Raw genomic sequence first — 16246 nt, forward strand, 5'->3', positions numbered from 1 at the left:
AGAGAATGTTAAAGCGTTACATCGCCGCCGCGTTGCTATCAACCACTCTGCTGGCAGGCTGCCAGGCCCCGCAGGGGAAATTTACGCCAGAGCAGGTTGCCGCCATGAAATCATACGGTTTTAGCGAAGCCAATGGTGACTGGTCACTCGGCCTCTCTGATACCATTCTGTTCGACAAAAATGATTTCCGCCTGCGTGCAGATAGCCAGCAGCAAATCCACACCATGGCCGCACGCCTGGCATCAACCGGGATCACGCATTTGCGTATGGACGGACACACGGATAACTACGGGGAAGCGAGCTATAACGAAGCTCTTTCCCTGAAACGCGCCAACGCCGTCGCCGACAGCTGGGCTGAAGGCGCGCGCATCCCGCGCAGCAATCTGACCACTCAGGGGCTGGGGCAGAAATACCCGGTTGCCAGCAATAAAACCTCGCAAGGGCGCGCCGAAAACCGCCGCGTCGCGGTGGTGATCAGCGCCCCTTAAGGCTTATTGTACTGGCTGCGTTTGCGTCGCTCCCTGATGACTCCGCCAGCGCAGCCAGTCAATGACCACAAACAGCAACAAACTGACGCCCATCACCGGTAGCGCGAACCCAAACAGGACAGCAATCCCCAACGTCATAAGGCGACCGGCCCAGGATAACGCCAGCCAGCTCTGAGACAAGGTCTGAAGCGGATCTGCTACTGCCTGCGCCGGGCGCTTGATCCACCACAGTCGATATCCCATCACGATCGCTACGCACAGTGCCAGCCCGAAAGCGATCAACAGCAGCTGGTTAGGCAAACCCAATAAAATCCCCATATGGAAATCGACACCCCAGCGGGTCAGCTTCGCCATCAGTGGGAAATCAGCAAAACGCGTGCGGTCGAGGATCGCAAGCGATGTGCCATCTACCGCAACGGCATCCACCTGGGTCGGCCAGCGACGGTCTATTTCCGTTACCGTCCAGGCGCGATCCTCGCTGCGCGGCGGGCGAATCTCCAGCAGAGACGCATCAATACCCGCTCGCTGTGCCGCAGCCAGTACGGAATCAAACTTTTCTCCGGCGATAACCGGCGGTGACATGCCAGGCATGGCTGCCATATGGCCTTTATGTTCCGCATGCGGGTCTGCCATTTCCATTTTGCCGTGCAGCTGCGTATTCACCTGCGGCGTCATCCAGCCGAATGCCGCGCGCATCTTATCGACGTTGCCGCCCGCCCACTGCGACCAGGTCAGCCCGGTTGCGGAGAAGAGCAGCATCCCCGCCAGCAGTAACCAGCCAAGCGTGACGTGCACACGACGCGTGTTCTGGAAGCGGTTATTAACACGGCGTTTTGGTCGGGTAACGGCCCACAGCGCAATACCGCCCAGCGCCGCCACCCACATCCATGATGCCGCCAGCTCGCTGTAGAGTCGCCCCACATCGCCCAACAGTAATGAACGGTGGGCGTAATCAATCCACTGACGCAGCGGCAATATACCGCTGGTGCCGTAGACGGTCATATCGCCCGTGACGGCCAGCGTCACCGGGTCGATAAAAATCGCCCGGTTTTCAGACTCGCCGAGCGAAGGATCGGCGAACATCACGCGGGTGGTTTCCCCGGCAGTCAACGCCGGACGAACCGCATGCAGACGAAGTTCACCACCGGAGGCCCGCTGCGCAACCGCGATTTGATCGGCAAGCGGAAGGCGCTCGGAGCTCATCGTGCCGTGCAGCGCGTGCTGGTAGAGCCTATTTTCCAGCTGTGGCGTGGCGACATACAGCGTGCCGGTTAACGCCGCCACGAAGATAAACGGCCCAACAAACAGGCCAATAAAAAAATGCAGGCGACGAAGCAGGTGTACCCATGCCGCCCGTGAGGTGCAGGTTGTCATACTTTTCCTTAATGCAGACGAAAAGAGTCGTGGCGCATGACGCCATTTATTATGTTTTAACGAGGAAAAGCAGACAGACGCGGCGGCGCGCGAGTATCAGGGAAAAGCCAGGGGAAATAGTGCCAGTGTTTAACCGCAGGCCGCACCAGCCTGACACGACAGCGCAACAGCAGCCCACACAGCAGGATGACCAGCGCCAGAATCAGCCCCGGTACGTGCGCCATTAAAACGCAGTAGCCGCAGGCCTCGGCATGGTCAACTGGCATACTCTGCGAAGAGGAGTGATGCTCTGCATCCATACTCATTACATGATGCATACCGGGCATCGCGCTCATCGGATCTTTTTGCAGCGACACGGAGACGAGCGGTGCCACGATAATCAGCGCAATAGCAAACAGCGCGAACCAGGCCGCGTGCCGTTTTAGCGCTATACCATGAAACCGATTGCTGCTCACAATACCCTCCGATAAGGAGCGGATATTGTAAATGAATTATCTCAAAACAGTTAACACGAAGTGCCCAGCGCGAAAAAAAAGGGCCAGCCTTTCGGCCAGCCCTTTTCTAACAGGATGTCGCTTACGCGAATCTTAGTTAAGACGCTCTTTGATACGAGCAGACTTACCAGTACGTTCACGCAGGTAGTACAGTTTAGCTTTACGCACAGCACCACGACGTTTAACAGCAATGCTGTCAACAACCGGAGAGTGAGTCTGGAAGACACGCTCAACGCCTTCGCCGTTGGAAATTTTGCGAACAGTGAATGCAGAGTGCAGACCGCGGTTACGAATAGCGATAACCACGCCCTCGAATGCCTGCAGACGTTTTTTGGAACCTTCAACAACCCATACTTTCACTTCCACGGTATCACCCGGACGGAAGGAAGGTACGTCCTGCTTCATCTGTTCTTGTTCAAGTTGCTTAATAATGTTGCTCATAATTTAATCTCTTATCCTGGGTAAACTGATATATCGGGCGCGTATTACGCTTGCCCATCATGTTTATGTTGCTGTTGTGCGTGCTCCTTTTGGAACTCCGCCAGCAACCTTGCTTGCTCTTCAGTCAGAGCCAGGTTTTCCAGAAGTTCAGGTCTTCTAAGCCAGGAGCGGCCCAGCGACTGTTTCAAACGCCAGCGACGTATCTCGGCATGGTTCCCCGACAGCAATACTGGCGGTACTTCCATTCCTTCTAACACTTCAGGACGCGTATAGTGGGGGCAATCCAGCAACCCGTCAGCAAAGGAATCTTCCGTTGCCGATGCTTCGTGACCCAGTACACCCGGAATAAACCGGGAAACGGAGTCAATCAGCGTCATTGCCGGTAACTCACCACCGCTGAGAACGTAATCACCGATTGACCATTCTTCATCAATTTCGGTCTGAATCACGCGCTCATCAATACCTTCGTAGCGACCACACACCAGAATCAGTTTCTGATTCGTTGCCAGTTCGCTGACGCCTGCTTGATCAAGCTTGCGTCCCTGAGGTGACAGATAAATCACCTTTGCGCCTTCACCTGCCGCGGCTTTTGCTGCGTTGATGGCATCCCGTAAGGGTTGCACCATCATTAACATCCCCGGTCCGCCGCCGTAAGGACGATCGTCCACGGTACGGTGCCGGTCATGCGTGAAGTCACGAGGACTCCAGCTCTGGATGTTCAGCAGGCCATTTTTTACTGCCCGGCCAGTTACCCCGTAATCGGTAATTGCGCGGAACATTTCAGGAAACAGGCTAATTATGCCAATCCACATAGCGCCGTCTTTTACCGTTTATCCGGTGGTTTAAAAACCAGGATCCCAATCTACTTCGATTGAACGAGTAGCGAGATCGACTTTCTTGATAACCTGCCCATCGAGGAACGGAACCAACCGCTCCTTGATACCAAATGCATCTTTCAGGTTTGCCTTAATGACGAGAACGTCATTCGAACCGGTTTCCATCATATCGATGACTTTACCGAGATCGTAACCTTCGGTTGTGACTACCTGGCAGCCCATCAGGTCTTTCCAGTAGTAATCACCCTCTTCCAGTTTTGGCAACTGCGATGAATCTACGATAATTTCGCAATTAGTCAGCAGATTCGCAGTATCACGATCATCAACGCCTTTCAGCTTAATGATGATGTCCTGATTGTGGTGGCGCCAGCTTTCCAGCTCAACAACCTGCCACTGACCCGCCTTCTGGATTAACCAGGGCTGATAGTCAAAAATGCTTTCGGCGTCTTCGGTGGAGGAAAACACTCTGAGCCAACCACGGATACCGTAGGAAGAACCCATTTTGCCCAATATGATGGGATCAACAGGTGCCTGTGCGGTGAGTTGCTTGCTCATCATGACCACCGTGACAGATTAAGCTGCTTTTTTAGCTTCTTTGATCAGCGCAGATACGCGATCAGAGATAGTTGCGCCCTGGCCAACCCAGTGTGCGATGCGATCCAGATCCAGGCGAGTGCCTTCTTCTTTTTCGCTAGCCAGCGGGTTGAAGAAACCAACGCGCTCGATGAAGCGACCGTTACGTGCATTACGGCTGTCAGTAACAACAACCTGGTAGAACGGACGCTTTTTAGCGCCGTGACGAGCTAAACGAATAGTTACCATAACATCCTCTTGTGTGAATAGAACAACCGGGCCCCATCGAGGGAAGGGGCCCGGTGTCATATTAAAAGCCCGAAAATTTTACTCATTTTCGTATAAATTGCAATCTTTAAAGCAATTATCGGCCTGGGAAACCTGGGGGCATCATGCCTTTCATGCCGCGCATCATCTTCGCCATGCCGCCTTTCTTCATTTTCTTCATCATGCGCTGCATGTCGTCGAACTGTTTCAGAAGGCGGTTGACGTCCTGAACCTGCATGCCGCAACCGGCAGCAATACGGCGTTTGCGGGAACCTTTAATGATTTCCGGCTTCGCGCGCTCTTTCAGGGTCATGGAGTTGATGATGGCTTCCATACGCACCAGCACTTTGTCATCCATCTGTGCTTTTACGTTGTCAGGAATTTGGCCCATGCCCGGCAGTTTGCCCATCAGGCTGGCCATGCCGCCCATATTTTTCATCTGGCGCAGCTGCTCCAGGAAATCGGTCAGGTCGAAGCCGTCGCCTTTTTTCAGCTTGGAGGCCAGTTTCTCAGCCTGCGCACGGTCAACCTTGCTTTCGATATCTTCGATAAGCGACAGCACATCGCCCATGCCGAGGATACGGGAAGCGATACGATCCGGGTGGAACGGCTCCAGCGCTTCGGTTTTTTCGCCAACGCCGAGGAATTTAATCGGTTTACCGGTGATGTGACGAATAGAGAGCGCCGCACCGCCACGGGCGTCACCGTCGACTTTGGTCAGCACCACGCCGGTCAGCGGCAGCGCTTCGTTGAAGGCTTTCGCAGTATTCGCCGCATCCTGGCCGGTCATGGCGTCAACAACAAACAGGGTTTCAACCGGATTAATCGCGGCATGCACCTGTTTAATTTCGTCCATCATCGCTTCGTCTACGTGCAAACGACCGGCGGTATCCACCAGCAGTACGTCGTAGAATTTCAGCTTCGCTTCTTTCAGTGCGCCGTTAACGATGTCGATAGGTTTCTGGCCTACGTCAGACGGGAAGAAATCGACTTCAACCTGTTCGGCCAGGGTTTCAAGCTGTTTAATCGCCGCAGGGCGATAAACGTCGGCAGACACCACCAACACTTTCTTCTTGTGCTTTTCGCGCAGGAATTTACCCAGCTTGGCGACACTGGTCGTTTTACCCGCACCCTGCAAGCCCGCCATCAGCACCACGGCTGGCGGCTGTGCGGCCAGGTTCAGCGTCTGGTTCTCTTCGCCCATCGCCGAAACCAGCTCGTTACGGACGATTTTGACGAACTCCTGACCCGGAGTCAGGCTTTTGTTCACTTCATGACCAACCGCTTTCTCTTTTACGCGGTTGATAAACTCACGCACCACCGGCAACGCGACGTCGGCTTCCAGCAGCGCCATGCGCACTTCGCGCAGCGTCTCTTTAACGTTGTCTTCGGTGAGGCGGCCACGGCCGCTGATATTACGCAGCGTCTGTGACAAACGATCGGTTAAATTATCAAACATTGTCTCTCGCCTAAGGTGGAAACGGTTGGTCGCTGTGCGACACAAAATTAGAAATTTGCCGGAGTATAACACGACAGCGCCCGAGTTGTGATGCCGCGGTTTACCTCAAAGCGCCCGATGTTTTGCCCAACGCCCCGCGCCTTGATACAACTTGAATGATTTTGCGTATATACTGCCCTTCTTACACTCTTATTGACGATTGCCGACACACTCTATGCCCGTTTTTGCCCTGCTCGCGCTTGTCGCCTACTCCATCAGCCTGGCGCTGATCATCCCCGGTTTGCTGCAAAAAAACAGCGGCTGGCGGCGTATGGCTATTCTTTCTGCCGTTATCGCGCTGATCTGCCACGCTTTCGCGCTGGAAGCCCGCATTCTGCCCGGCGGCGAGAATGGTCAAAACCTGAGCCTGCTCAACGTCGGTTCTCTGGTCAGTCTGATGATTTGTACGGTGATGACGATTGTCGCCTCACGCAATCGCGGCTGGCTACTGTTGCCGATTGTTTACGCCTTTGCGTTAATTAATCTGGCCTTTGCAACGTTTGTCCCAAATGAATTCATCACGCATCTGGAAGCCACGCCGGGGATGATGGTGCATATCGGCCTGTCGCTGTTCGCCTATGCGACGCTGATTATCGCCGCGCTCTACGCACTTCAACTTGCGTGGATTGACTACCAGCTGAAAAACAAAAAGCTAGCCTTCAGCCACGAAATGCCACCGCTGATGAGCATTGAACGTAAAATGTTCCATATCACGCAGGTGGGCGTGGTGTTGCTTACACTTACCCTGTGCACCGGCCTGTTTTACATGCATAACCTCTTCAGCATGGAGAACATCGACAAAGCCGTGCTCTCTATCGTGGCCTGGTTTGTCTACATCGTGCTGCTGTGGGGTCACTATCATGAAGGATGGCGTGGACGCCGCGTCGTGTGGTTTAACGTCGCGGGCGCGGGCATTCTGACCATGGCGTATTTCGGTAGCCGGGTCATTCAACAGCTTGTCGGCTAGACACAACTAAGGAACACCTTTTGGAACATATCTCCACCACCACACTGATCGTCACACTGATCATTATGGTGGTCATCTCCGCCTATTTCTCCGGTTCGGAGACAGGCATGATGACGCTCAACCGCTATCGTCTGCGTCATCTTGCCAAACAAGGCAATCGCCAGGCGAAGCGCGTGGAAAAACTGCTGCGTAAGCCAGATCGCTTAATTAGCCTGGTGCTGATTGGCAATAACCTGGTCAACATTCTGGCCTCCGCGCTGGGCACTATCGTCGGGATGCGTCTATACGGCGATGCGGGCGTGGCGATTGCCACCGGTATCCTGACGTTCGTGGTGCTGGTGTTTGCCGAGGTCTTGCCGAAAACCATCGCCGCGCTCTACCCGGAAAAAGTGGCCTACCCCAGCAGTTTCCTGCTCGCCCCATTACAAATTCTGATGATGCCGCTGGTGTGGCTGCTTAATATGATCACCCGCCTGCTGATGCGCATGATGGGGATAAAAACTGACATCGTGATGAGCAGTTCTTTGAGCAAAGATGAACTGCGCACGCTGGTGAATGAATCGCGCTCGCAAATCTCACGCCGCAATCAGGACATGCTGCTGTCGGTGCTGGATCTCGAAAAAGTGAGCGTCGATGACATTATGGTGCCGCGCAATGAAATCGTCGGTATCGACATCAACGATGACTGGAAGTCGATTGTTCGTCAGCTCACCCACTCTCCGCACGGGCGCATCGTGCTGTACCGCGACTCGCTGGACGATGCCATCAGCATGCTGCGCGTACGTGAAGCCTGGCGCTTAATGCAGGAGAAAAAGGAGTTCACCAAAGAGGTGATGCTGCGCGCAGCCGATGAAATTTACTATGTGCCGGAAGGCACGCCGCTCAGCGTTCAACTGGTAAAATTCCAGCGTAATAAAAAGAAAGTCGGCCTGGTGGTCGATGAATATGGCGATATTCAGGGGCTGGTGACGGTCGAAGATATTCTCGAAGAGATTGTCGGCGACTTCACAACGTCGATGTCACCGACTCTGGCGGAAGAAGTCACACCGCAGAATGACGGCTCGGTCATCATTGAAGGCAGCGCCAACGTCCGTGAACTCAACAAAGCATTCAACTGGCATATGCCGGAAGACGAAGCGCGCACCATTAACGGCATGATCCTCGAAGCGCTGGAAGAGATCCCGGCGGCAGGCACCCGCGTGCGTATTGGCCTGTACGATATCGATATTCTTGATGTACAGGACAACATGATTAAGCAGGTCAAAGTGGTACCGGTGAAACCGTTACGCGAAAGCGTGCAGTCCTGAGCATCCCCAAACGGCCCCTCGGGGCCGTTGTTATATCCACTTCTCCAGCCACGCTTCCAGCTGTGCTGCCGTTTTAGGTCGCGCAAAGAAATAGCCCTGCGCTTCATCGCACGCATAGTCACTGATAATCCGCGCGGTGGATTCATCCTCCACCCCTTCCGCCAGCACCCGATAACCCAGCTCTTTCAGCATGCGAATAACGTTACGCACAATGACGCGTCGCGAAGGCTCTTTGAGCAGATCGTCAATCAGTGATTTATCCAGCTTGATCGTATCAAGCGGAATACGCAGCAGATAATTCAGGTTGCTGTAACCCGCGCCAAAATCATCCAGCGAGACCGAAAAACCGTTCTGGCGCAACAAGCGTAGCTCTTCCAGTACCTGGGAGCTCGCCAACAGTTTCTCCGTCTCCAGACATTCCACGCCCAGCATGCCGTTATCCAGCCCGGCCAGCGCCATTTTATCGTGCAGCCGCAGCGTGAAGTTATCCCGCTTGAGATCTAACACACTAATGTTAATCGACGCGGGTAAGGCAATCCCTTTCGGCCTCCACTCCGCCAACTGCATAATAGCGTGATCTATCACCCAATCGGTGAGCTCAACCATCAAGCTGGTATTCTCAATCAGCGGCAAAAAGCTTCCGGGTGGGATGATTCCGCGCTCCGGATGATTCCAGCGAATCAGTGCTTCAAGCGCCACCGGCTGCCCTGCTGGCAGCGATACCTTCGGTTGCCAGACCAGATAGAGCCCGCGATCTTTACGAATGGCTTCGGTCAGGTCGTTGAGCAGATAAAAATCTTCGTTACGACGGCAATCATCGTCCTGATTGTAAATCCCCCAGCGCAGCCGGTTATGCCGGGCTTCATACAGCGCGCTCTCAGCCTGACGCAGAATTTCATGTCCGGAGCAGATAGGCAATGTAATCGCCGTTTCGCCGACGTAGATCTTCAAATCAATGGTGACGGCATCAGAAAGATGCGCCTGCAGGGCCATTAGCTGCTGCTCACGGCGCTGGCGGTCAGGCGGTGTCAGGGGTTTTGAATAGAGCGCAAAGCGCCCTGCGCTCAGCATATACAGCTTTTCGCATCGCGAAAGTTGCAACACCCGCAGCAGCGCCTGGCTAATATCTCTCACCAGCGTGTTCAGCCGACTGGTGCCCATCACCCGGGCGATATCGTCAGATTGCGTCACGCCAATACACTCAATCACCATCAGCGAGTTGCCGGGGCACTCTTCCGCAAACGATTCATCCTGCAAGTCATTGATCAACTGATGCATATTTGGCAGACCACTATTGAGATCGGTCAACGCCACATCCAGCCATGACTCAATAAAGCTGGAAACCAGTTCTGCAATGAAGGTCAGCGAGGCCAGCTCGTCGCAGGTTAAATCACGTGGAACCGTATCAACCACGCAATAGGTGCCCATTGTGCAGCCGTTTTTAAAGGTCAGCGGCATACCCGCGTAAAAGCGCAACCCAGGGTCGCCCACCACCATCGGGTGCTCACAAAAACGTGCATCCTGCAACGTATCGGGCACAATGACCGGCTTTTGGGTATCGACCACATACTGGCAAAACGTGAACTGTCGTGGCTTCGGTGCCATCGAAATCTGATGCGATACGATCACATTGCGCGTCTTGTCATCCAGCACAGAAATGTAACCCGCTGGCATATGGAAAAGTGATGTGGTGAGTTGCAAGAAATGACGAAGAACATCGTCGCGTGTTTTATCCTGACGTACCAAAACCCCCACCTCATCGGGGGGAAGCGCTCGGGTCTTTACATCCGACTCCAGCATAAATGTCCCTCTTCATGTGAGCCTGTGAAGAGGCAGTATAAAACGCCAGCAACGACGGACAAATATCAGGCCTAAGCCATCTAAAACAAAAAGCCCTCACGAGGAGGGCTTCTGGAACAGGGCGACTGTGCGGTTACGCTTTCGCTTTCGCAACGGAAACCATCGCGGCGCGAATGGTGCGGCCATTCAGCGTGTAGCCTTTCTGCATCACCATCAGTACGTTACCTGCTGCGACGTCATCAGACTCCACCATCGCAATCGCCTGGTGTACGTTCGGGTCCATCGGCACGTCGATCGCGTCAACAACCTGAACGCCGAATTTACCCACCACATCAAGCATGGATTTACGGGTCAGTTCGATACCTTCGATCATCGCCGCCATATCGGTGTTGTCTTTGTTCGCCACTTCCAGCGCGCGGTCGAGGCTATCCAGCACCGGCAGCAGTTCGTTGACGAATTTTTCCAGCGCAAATTTGTGCGCCTTTTCGACGTCGAGTTCAGTACGGCGACGCAGGTTTTCCATTTCCGCTTTGATACGCAACACACCGTCACGCTCACGCGTCTGGGATTCAGCTAACTGAGCTTCCAGATTCGCAATTTTTTCATCGCGCGGATCCACCTGCTCAGCAGACGCGTCAGACTCTACAGCTTCAACGTCATCATGCTGTTCCGTGATAATTTCTTCCGGGGCTTGCCCCTCAGGCGTTTTCTGTTCTTTACTGCTCATGAATTTCTCCGCGTTTTTTTTCGCAATCATCTCGCTAACTTGGCTTATTATGGGGATAAGATTCCGCGTTTCAAGGGAAGCTCTCACATTGTCATCAATCTTCGGCACAAGGACCTTCAGAAAATGAACAATCATTTCAAGTGTATCGGTATCGTAGGGCACCCTCGCCATCCGACCGCGCTGACCACACATGAAATGCTCTATCGCTGGCTGAGCACCAAAGGCTACGAAGTGATTGTTGAACGCCAGATTGCTAAAGAGCTGAAACTGGAGAACGTGCAAACCGGCACGCTGGCAGAAATTGGCCAGAAGGCCTGTCTCGCGGTGGTGGTGGGCGGCGATGGCAATATGCTGGGCGCGGCGCGCACCCTTGCACGCTACGATATTAAAGTCATCGGTATTAACCGTGGCAACCTCGGTTTCCTGACCGACCTCGACCCGGACAACGCCCATCAACAATTAGCCGACGTGCTGGAAGGCAATTACATCACCGAGAAGCGTTTCCTGCTGGAGGCGCAGGTCTGTCAGCAGGATTGCCAGAAGCGCATCAGCACCGCCATTAATGAGGTGGTTCTGCATCCGGGTAAAGTGGCGCATATGATTGAGTTCGAGGTGTATATTGATGAAACCTTCGCCTTCTCGCAGCGCTCCGATGGCCTGATTATCTCGACGCCAACCGGTTCTACCGCCTACTCCCTTTCGGCAGGCGGTCCAATTCTGACGCCATCGCTGGATGCCATCACCCTGGTGCCCATGTTTCCGCACACGCTCTCGGCGCGTCCGCTGGTGATTAACAGCAGCAGCACCATCCGACTGCGTTTCTCGCATCGCCGCAATGACCTGGAGATCAGCTGTGACAGCCAGATTGCCCTGCCGATTCAGGAAGGGGAAGATGTATTAATTCGTCGCAGCGATTATCACCTGAATCTCATTCATCCGAAAGATTACAGCTATTTCAACACATTAAGCACCAAGCTGGGCTGGTCAAAAAAATTGTTCTAAATTTGCCAACAGCACTTTACTGTATAAAAAACCAGTTTATACTGTATGAAAACACAGTTATGGTTTTTCATACAGGAAAGCAGCTATGTTGGCACAACTGACCATCAGCAACTTCGCAATCGTTCGTGAACTTGAAATCGACTTTAACGGCGGTATGACGGCCATCACCGGTGAAACCGGGGCCGGTAAATCTATTGCTATTGATGCCCTCGGTCTGTGCCTGGGTGGCCGCGCGGAAGGCGACATGGTGCGCGCAGGTGCCAGCCGTGCCGATCTCTGCGCTCGCTTTGCCCTGAAAGACACGCCCGCCGCGCTGCGCTGGCTTGAAGAAAACCAGCTTGAAGATGGCCGCGAATGCCTGCTACGCCGCGTTATCAGCAGCGACGGGCGTTCACGCGGCTTTATCAATGGCACCGCCGTGCCGCTGTCGCAGCTTCGCGAACTGGGCCAGTTGCTGATTCAAATCCATGGCCAGCACGCGCACCAGCTTCTGGTCAAACCCGAACATCAGAAAACTCTGCTCGACGGCTATACGGGCGAATCCGCCCTCACCCGCCAGATGGCCGACCATTACCATCTGTGGCATCAAAGCTGCCGCGATTTAGCGCAGCATCAGCAGCAAAGCCAGGAACGCGCCGCGCGCGCCGAGCTGCTGCAATATCAGCTTAAAGAGCTTATCGAATTCAACCCGCAGCCGGGTGAATACGAGCAAATCGACGAAGAGTACAAGCGTCTGGCGAACAGCGGGCAACTGCTCTCCACCAGCCAGCATGCACTGGCGCTGCTGGCTGACGGTGAAGATGCCAACCTGCTAAGCCAGCTCTACACCGCAAAACAGCTCACCACGGAGCTGGTCGGCATGGACAACAAACTCGCAAGCGTGCTCGATATGCTGGAAGAAGCCTCCATCCAGCTAAGCGAAGCCAGCGATGAGCTGCGTCACTACTGTGACCGTCTCGATCTCGACCCGAATCGCCTCTATGAACTGGAGCAACGCCTGTCGCGGCAAATCGCGCTGGCGCGTAAACACCATATTTCGCCAGAAGCGCTGCCCGACTTCTACCAGTCGCTGCTTGATGAACAGCAGCTACTCGACGATCAAAGCGACTCGCTGGAAACCCTGAAACACGCGGTATCACGCCACCACGAACTGGCGCTGGAAACCGCGCGTCAGCTTCATACTTTGCGCCTCAACAGCGCACAGGAACTGGCGGGGCTTATTACCGACAGCATGCATGCGCTCTCTATGCCGCACGGCATCTTTACCATCGACGTCAGCTTTGAAGAACAGCACCTCACGGCAGACGGCGCGGACCGCATTGAATTTCGCGTCACCACCAACCCAGGCCAGCCGCTCCAGCCTATTGCTAAAGTGGCCTCCGGCGGTGAGCTGTCGCGTATCGCACTGGCTATTCAGGTGATCACCGCGCGTAAAATGGAAACCCCGGCGCTCATCTTCGATGAAGTGGATGTGGGGATCAGCGGCCCGACCGCCGCCGTTGTCGGGCGCTTGCTGCGCCAGCTTGGCGAATCAACGCAGGTCATGTGTGTGACTCACCTGCCGCAGGTGGCCGGTTGTGGCCATCACCACTTCTTTGTCAGCAAAGAAACCGACGGCGAAATGACCGAAACGCACATGCAACCGCTGGATAAACGTGCACGTTTGCAGGAGCTGGCACGCCTGCTTGGCGGCAGCGAAGTCACGCGAAACACGCTGGCAAACGCGAAAGAGTTGCTGGCAGCGTAAACTTTTTCGCATCCCAGGAGTCTGAGTTCACAATAAAAACGCCGTGTGACCTGGCAGCAAAAGGTTTTAAACTGACGTCAGGTCTATTATCATCGGCATATTACATATGAGCCGCGTACTGCTCGGGCCCGAAAAGGAATGAAATCACTATGCGCTGTAAAACGCTGACTGCTGCCGCAGCGGTTCTTCTGATGTTGACCGCAGGCTGTTCCACTCTGGAGCGAGTGGTTTACCGTCCTGACATCAATCAGGGAAACTATCTGGCACCTAACGATATTTCAAAAATCCGCATCGGCATGACCCAACAACAGGTCGCCTATGCATTAGGTACCCCGATGATGTCCGATCCGTTCGGCACCAATACCTGGTTCTACGTGTTCCGCCAGCAGCCGGGTCATGAAAAAGTGACGCAGCAGACGCTGACGCTCACCTTCAACAGCAGCGGTGTGCTGACCAACATCGATAACAAACCTGCGCTGACCGGCGAGTAAGTTCAGGCAATAAAAAAGCGCTCAGTGAGCGCTTTTTTTGTTTCTGGCGGCTGAAGAGTGGCATCAGTCTTTCCCGGCTGACTTCTCCGCTCGCTGGCGACGCAGTTCTTTCGGGTCGGCAATCAGTGGGCGATAAATCTCAACCCGGTCGCTATCCTGCACCACGTCCTGCAACTTCACAGGGCGGCTATAGATACCCACTTTATTCTTCGCAAGATCGATATCGTCACGCAGCGTCAGAATGCCGCTCGCCAGAATCGCCTGCTCGACGGTGGCGCCCTCTTCCAGCGTCACACGTTGCAAATACTGTTTTTGCGGCAGCGCGTAGGCCACTTCAACCATAATCTTACCCGGCACTGTAAACCTCTCTGGCGCGCATCGTGAATGCCTGAACCATGTTCAGCGCCAGCTCTTTGAAGATGCGCCCAAAGGCCATCTCAATCAGCTTATTGGTAAATTCGAAATCAAGATGGAACTCGATTTTACAGGCATCCTGACTGAGCGGAATAAACTTCCAGCCACCAATAAGTTTCTTAAATGGCCCATCCACCAGCTGCATCAAAATGCTCTGGTTGCTGGTGAGGATATTCCGCGTCGTGAACGTCTTGCTGATACCGGCCTTCGACACGTCCACCGCCGCCGTCATTTGCGTCGGGCCCGACTCCAGCACGCGACTTCCGGTGCAGCCAGGTAAGAAATCAGGATAAGCATTAACGTCGTTGACGAGGGTATACATTTGCTCCGCGCTATAGGGCACCAGCGCAGTACGGCTAATCTGAGGCATAGCAATTTCCATGTTCGAACACGGGCTAAATAGTATCATTTATCTACGGTTAAAAAAAACGTTCCGCGGCAACTCGTGCTAAGATAGCGCATTGCGCCTCGCGGGAGCTTGAGGCAGATGTGTACGAACTGCGATGACTTCAGGATATTATGACTAAGAAAAAAGCACACAAACCTGGATCGGCCACCATTGCGCTGAACAAACGCGCCCGCCACGATTACTTTATCGAAGAAGAGTACGAAGCGGGCCTCGCGCTGCAGGGCTGGGAAGTAAAATCCCTGCGAGCCGGTAAAGCCAACATTGGCGATAGCTACGTGATCCTGAAAGATGGCGAAGCCTACCTCTTTGGCGCAAACTTCACGCCGCTGACGGTCGCGTCATCCCACTACGTTTGCGATCCAACGCGTACCCGTAAACTGTTACTGAATCAGCGTGAGCTGGATACCCTTATCGGCCAGATCAACCGCGACGGCTATACGGTCGTTGCTCTGTCGCTGTACTGGAAGAATGCCTGGTGCAAAGTCAAAATCGGCGTGGCAAAAGGTAAGCAGCAACACGATAAGCGTAACGATGTGAAAGATCGCGAGTGGAAGCTGGATAAAGCGCGCATTATGAAAAACGCCGGGCGCTAAAAACGTTATGCACCCGTATCCTGAAAAGGTGCGGGTGTTCATCAAAACTTTTCCTGCCAATGTTACCTTCCTGAATCACAACAGTTAATTCCCCATCCCAAAGAATATATTCTTCACCGCAACTTCTCAGTTCTGATTAACTCATAACTTAATTTCATAATATATTTTTTATCGTCAAACCCTCTTCCTGTGAATAAAAAATAATTCCACTCATGCATCAATTACGCGTTCGATCACGGATATATCATATTTTCTATTCATGATTTTCATCAAATTAATAATGAAAAAGTCCTGGAATATGAATTCAGACATTTCCTAAAACCCGCTTTTTGTCGTTTTTTTTGCACCAGCTTCCGGTGACTTACCTAAAATCATTAACAGTCACTCTGCGACTGAGAAAATATAAAAACATACAAATTCATGGTGTTAAAAAATGGTACATCTGCTTTTCATGCTAAAAACCACACGAATAAAAGCGCTATTAACCCTTCATAAAATGCTGGTTTAACTGATAGTTAGCAAGCTTGCGGTTTATCGCTCGTTTGCGATTTATCTTATATCTGGCTATATCAACAACAGTACTTCAACGTTTAAAAGACCATTTAGAGCAAGGAATTAAATTTCAGATAGAAATTATTTAACTATTCGCCAGTCAATATTTTAAGAATATTCCTAATCACTATTTCGATAGTGGGCGCTACCGCTTTTGCCTGAATTTATGGCGAGCTGAATATCACAACAAATATGCCGGCGTGAAAGTCCTGAGCTGCTGAATAACCGAATATCGCCATTGCGATCAACCTGTTCACCTCGAATGG

18 protein-coding genes are annotated in these 16246 nt (G+C 53.2%); 7 read left to right on the plus strand and 11 right to left on the minus strand.

Going from position 1 to position 16246, the window contains the following annotated elements; all coding sequences use genetic code 11:
* Positions 1-5: 5 nt before the first annotated feature.
* The gene (locus ACWWFX_RS02510) at positions 6-488 is read left to right on the plus strand and encodes an OmpA family protein (RefSeq protein WP_276223334.1); all 483 of its coding nucleotides are present in this window, start codon (positions 6-8) and stop codon (positions 486-488) included.
* A gap of 3 nt (positions 489-491) precedes the next feature.
* On the opposite strand, the gene ACWWFX_RS02515 is transcribed toward ACWWFX_RS02510, so the two are convergent.
* From ACWWFX_RS02515 to ffh, 7 genes are all read right to left on the minus strand, one after another.
* Positions 492-1862, minus strand: a complete 1371-nt coding sequence (locus ACWWFX_RS02515; RefSeq protein WP_276223333.1) for a PepSY-associated TM helix domain-containing protein — start codon at positions 1860-1862, stop codon at positions 492-494.
* 56 nt (positions 1863-1918) lie between these two features.
* Positions 1919-2317, minus strand: a complete 399-nt coding sequence (locus ACWWFX_RS02520) for a DUF2946 domain-containing protein (protein WP_473223147.1) — start codon at positions 2315-2317, stop codon at positions 1919-1921.
* Positions 2318-2449: 132 nt separating this feature from the next.
* Positions 2450-2797 carry a 50S ribosomal protein L19 gene (rplS, locus tag ACWWFX_RS02525; RefSeq protein ID WP_002914145.1) on the minus strand — a complete coding sequence of 116 codons (348 nt, stop codon included), beginning with the start codon at positions 2795-2797 and terminating at the stop codon, positions 2450-2452.
* A 44-nt stretch (positions 2798-2841) separates the two neighbouring features.
* Positions 2842-3609: a tRNA (guanosine(37)-N1)-methyltransferase TrmD gene (trmD, locus tag ACWWFX_RS02530; protein ID WP_189623991.1), complete on the minus strand. Its 768-nt coding sequence runs from the start codon at positions 3607-3609 to the stop codon at positions 2842-2844.
* 30 nt (positions 3610-3639) lie between these two features.
* Positions 3640-4188, minus strand: coding sequence for a ribosome maturation factor RimM (gene rimM / locus ACWWFX_RS02535; protein WP_473223296.1), 549 nt, complete (start codon positions 4186-4188; stop codon positions 3640-3642).
* 18 nt (positions 4189-4206) lie between these two features.
* On the minus strand, positions 4207-4455 hold the full coding sequence (gene rpsP, locus ACWWFX_RS02540) for a 30S ribosomal protein S16 (protein ID WP_276223330.1): 249 nt from the start codon (positions 4453-4455) through the stop codon (positions 4207-4209).
* Positions 4456-4570: 115 nt separating this feature from the next.
* Entirely contained in the window at positions 4571-5932 is a 1362-nt protein-coding gene (ffh, locus tag ACWWFX_RS02545) for a signal recognition particle protein (protein WP_276223329.1), read from the minus strand.
* A 214-nt stretch (positions 5933-6146) separates the two neighbouring features.
* Here ffh and ACWWFX_RS02550 point away from each other — a divergent pair, with 214 nt between their 5' ends.
* Positions 6147-6938: a cytochrome C assembly family protein gene (locus ACWWFX_RS02550; protein WP_276223328.1), complete on the plus strand. Its 792-nt coding sequence runs from the start codon at positions 6147-6149 to the stop codon at positions 6936-6938.
* Between the two features lie 20 nt (positions 6939-6958).
* A complete protein-coding gene (locus tag ACWWFX_RS02555) occupies positions 6959-8245 on the plus strand; it encodes an HlyC/CorC family transporter (protein WP_231826471.1) in 1287 nt (428 codons plus the stop codon).
* 30 nt (positions 8246-8275) lie between these two features.
* On the opposite strand, the gene ACWWFX_RS02560 is transcribed toward ACWWFX_RS02555, so the two are convergent.
* Entirely contained in the window at positions 8276-9991 is a 1716-nt protein-coding gene (locus ACWWFX_RS02560) for a sensor domain-containing diguanylate cyclase (protein ID WP_276223326.1), read from the minus strand.
* Positions 9992-10178: 187 nt separating this feature from the next.
* Positions 10179-10772: a nucleotide exchange factor GrpE gene (gene grpE / locus ACWWFX_RS02565; protein WP_276223324.1), complete on the minus strand. Its 594-nt coding sequence runs from the start codon at positions 10770-10772 to the stop codon at positions 10179-10181.
* A 123-nt stretch (positions 10773-10895) separates the two neighbouring features.
* Here grpE and nadK point away from each other — a divergent pair, with 123 nt between their 5' ends.
* From nadK to bamE, 3 genes are all read left to right on the plus strand, one after another.
* The gene (gene nadK / locus ACWWFX_RS02570) at positions 10896-11774 is read left to right on the plus strand and encodes an NAD(+) kinase (protein WP_015963352.1); all 879 of its coding nucleotides are present in this window, start codon (positions 10896-10898) and stop codon (positions 11772-11774) included.
* 85 nt (positions 11775-11859) lie between these two features.
* Positions 11860-13521 (plus strand): DNA repair protein RecN, encoded by a 1662-nt coding sequence (recN, locus tag ACWWFX_RS02575; RefSeq protein WP_473223148.1) that lies wholly within the window; start codon positions 11860-11862, stop codon positions 13519-13521.
* 149 nt (positions 13522-13670) lie between these two features.
* Entirely contained in the window at positions 13671-14012 is a 342-nt protein-coding gene (bamE, locus tag ACWWFX_RS02580) for an outer membrane protein assembly factor BamE (protein WP_015963350.1), read from the plus strand.
* 63 nt (positions 14013-14075) lie between these two features.
* Here the strand turns inward: bamE and ACWWFX_RS02585 are convergent, their stop codons facing one another.
* Entirely contained in the window at positions 14076-14369 is a 294-nt protein-coding gene (locus tag ACWWFX_RS02585; protein ID WP_473223149.1) for an RnfH family protein, read from the minus strand.
* Positions 14359-14796: a type II toxin-antitoxin system RatA family toxin gene (locus tag ACWWFX_RS02590; protein WP_015963348.1), complete on the minus strand. Its 438-nt coding sequence runs from the start codon at positions 14794-14796 to the stop codon at positions 14359-14361. Before ACWWFX_RS02590 ends, ACWWFX_RS02585 begins: the two co-directional genes overlap by 11 nt.
* A 149-nt stretch (positions 14797-14945) precedes the next feature.
* Here ACWWFX_RS02590 and smpB point away from each other — a divergent pair, with 149 nt between their 5' ends.
* The gene (gene smpB, locus ACWWFX_RS02595) at positions 14946-15428 is read left to right on the plus strand and encodes an SsrA-binding protein SmpB (RefSeq protein ID WP_015963347.1); all 483 of its coding nucleotides are present in this window, start codon (positions 14946-14948) and stop codon (positions 15426-15428) included.
* Positions 15429-16246 lie beyond the last annotated feature (818 nt).

It is taken from the genome of Pseudocitrobacter sp. 2023LY-00077, from assembly GCF_055796175.1.

Excerpts from the sequence above, each read along its gene's own strand:
- ACWWFX_RS02510 (WP_276223334.1), top strand. The coding sequence starts at position 6 with ATGTTAAAGCGTTACATCGCCGCCGCGTTGCTATCAACCACTCTGCTG.
- ACWWFX_RS02515 (WP_276223333.1), bottom strand. The coding sequence starts at position 1,862 with ATGACAACCTGCACCTCACGGGCGGCATGGGTACACCTGCTTCGTCGC.
- rplS (WP_002914145.1), bottom strand. The coding sequence starts at position 2,797 with ATGAGCAACATTATTAAGCAACTTGAACAAGAACAGATGAAGCAGGAC.
- trmD (WP_189623991.1), bottom strand. The coding sequence starts at position 3,609 with ATGTGGATTGGCATAATTAGCCTGTTTCCTGAAATGTTCCGCGCAATT.
- rimM (WP_473223296.1), bottom strand. The coding sequence starts at position 4,188 with ATGAGCAAGCAACTCACCGCACAGGCACCTGTTGATCCCATCATATTG.
- rpsP (WP_276223330.1), bottom strand. The coding sequence starts at position 4,455 with ATGGTAACTATTCGTTTAGCTCGTCACGGCGCTAAAAAGCGTCCGTTC.
- ffh (WP_276223329.1), bottom strand. The coding sequence starts at position 5,932 with ATGTTTGATAATTTAACCGATCGTTTGTCACAGACGCTGCGTAATATC.
- ACWWFX_RS02550 (WP_276223328.1), top strand. The coding sequence starts at position 6,147 with ATGCCCGTTTTTGCCCTGCTCGCGCTTGTCGCCTACTCCATCAGCCTG.
- grpE (WP_276223324.1), bottom strand. The coding sequence starts at position 10,772 with ATGAGCAGTAAAGAACAGAAAACGCCTGAGGGGCAAGCCCCGGAAGAA.
- nadK (WP_015963352.1), top strand. The coding sequence starts at position 10,896 with ATGAACAATCATTTCAAGTGTATCGGTATCGTAGGGCACCCTCGCCAT.
- recN (WP_473223148.1), top strand. The coding sequence starts at position 11,860 with ATGTTGGCACAACTGACCATCAGCAACTTCGCAATCGTTCGTGAACTT.
- bamE (WP_015963350.1), top strand. The coding sequence starts at position 13,671 with ATGCGCTGTAAAACGCTGACTGCTGCCGCAGCGGTTCTTCTGATGTTG.
- ACWWFX_RS02590 (WP_015963348.1), bottom strand. The coding sequence starts at position 14,796 with ATGCCTCAGATTAGCCGTACTGCGCTGGTGCCCTATAGCGCGGAGCAA.
- smpB (WP_015963347.1), top strand. The coding sequence starts at position 14,946 with ATGACTAAGAAAAAAGCACACAAACCTGGATCGGCCACCATTGCGCTG.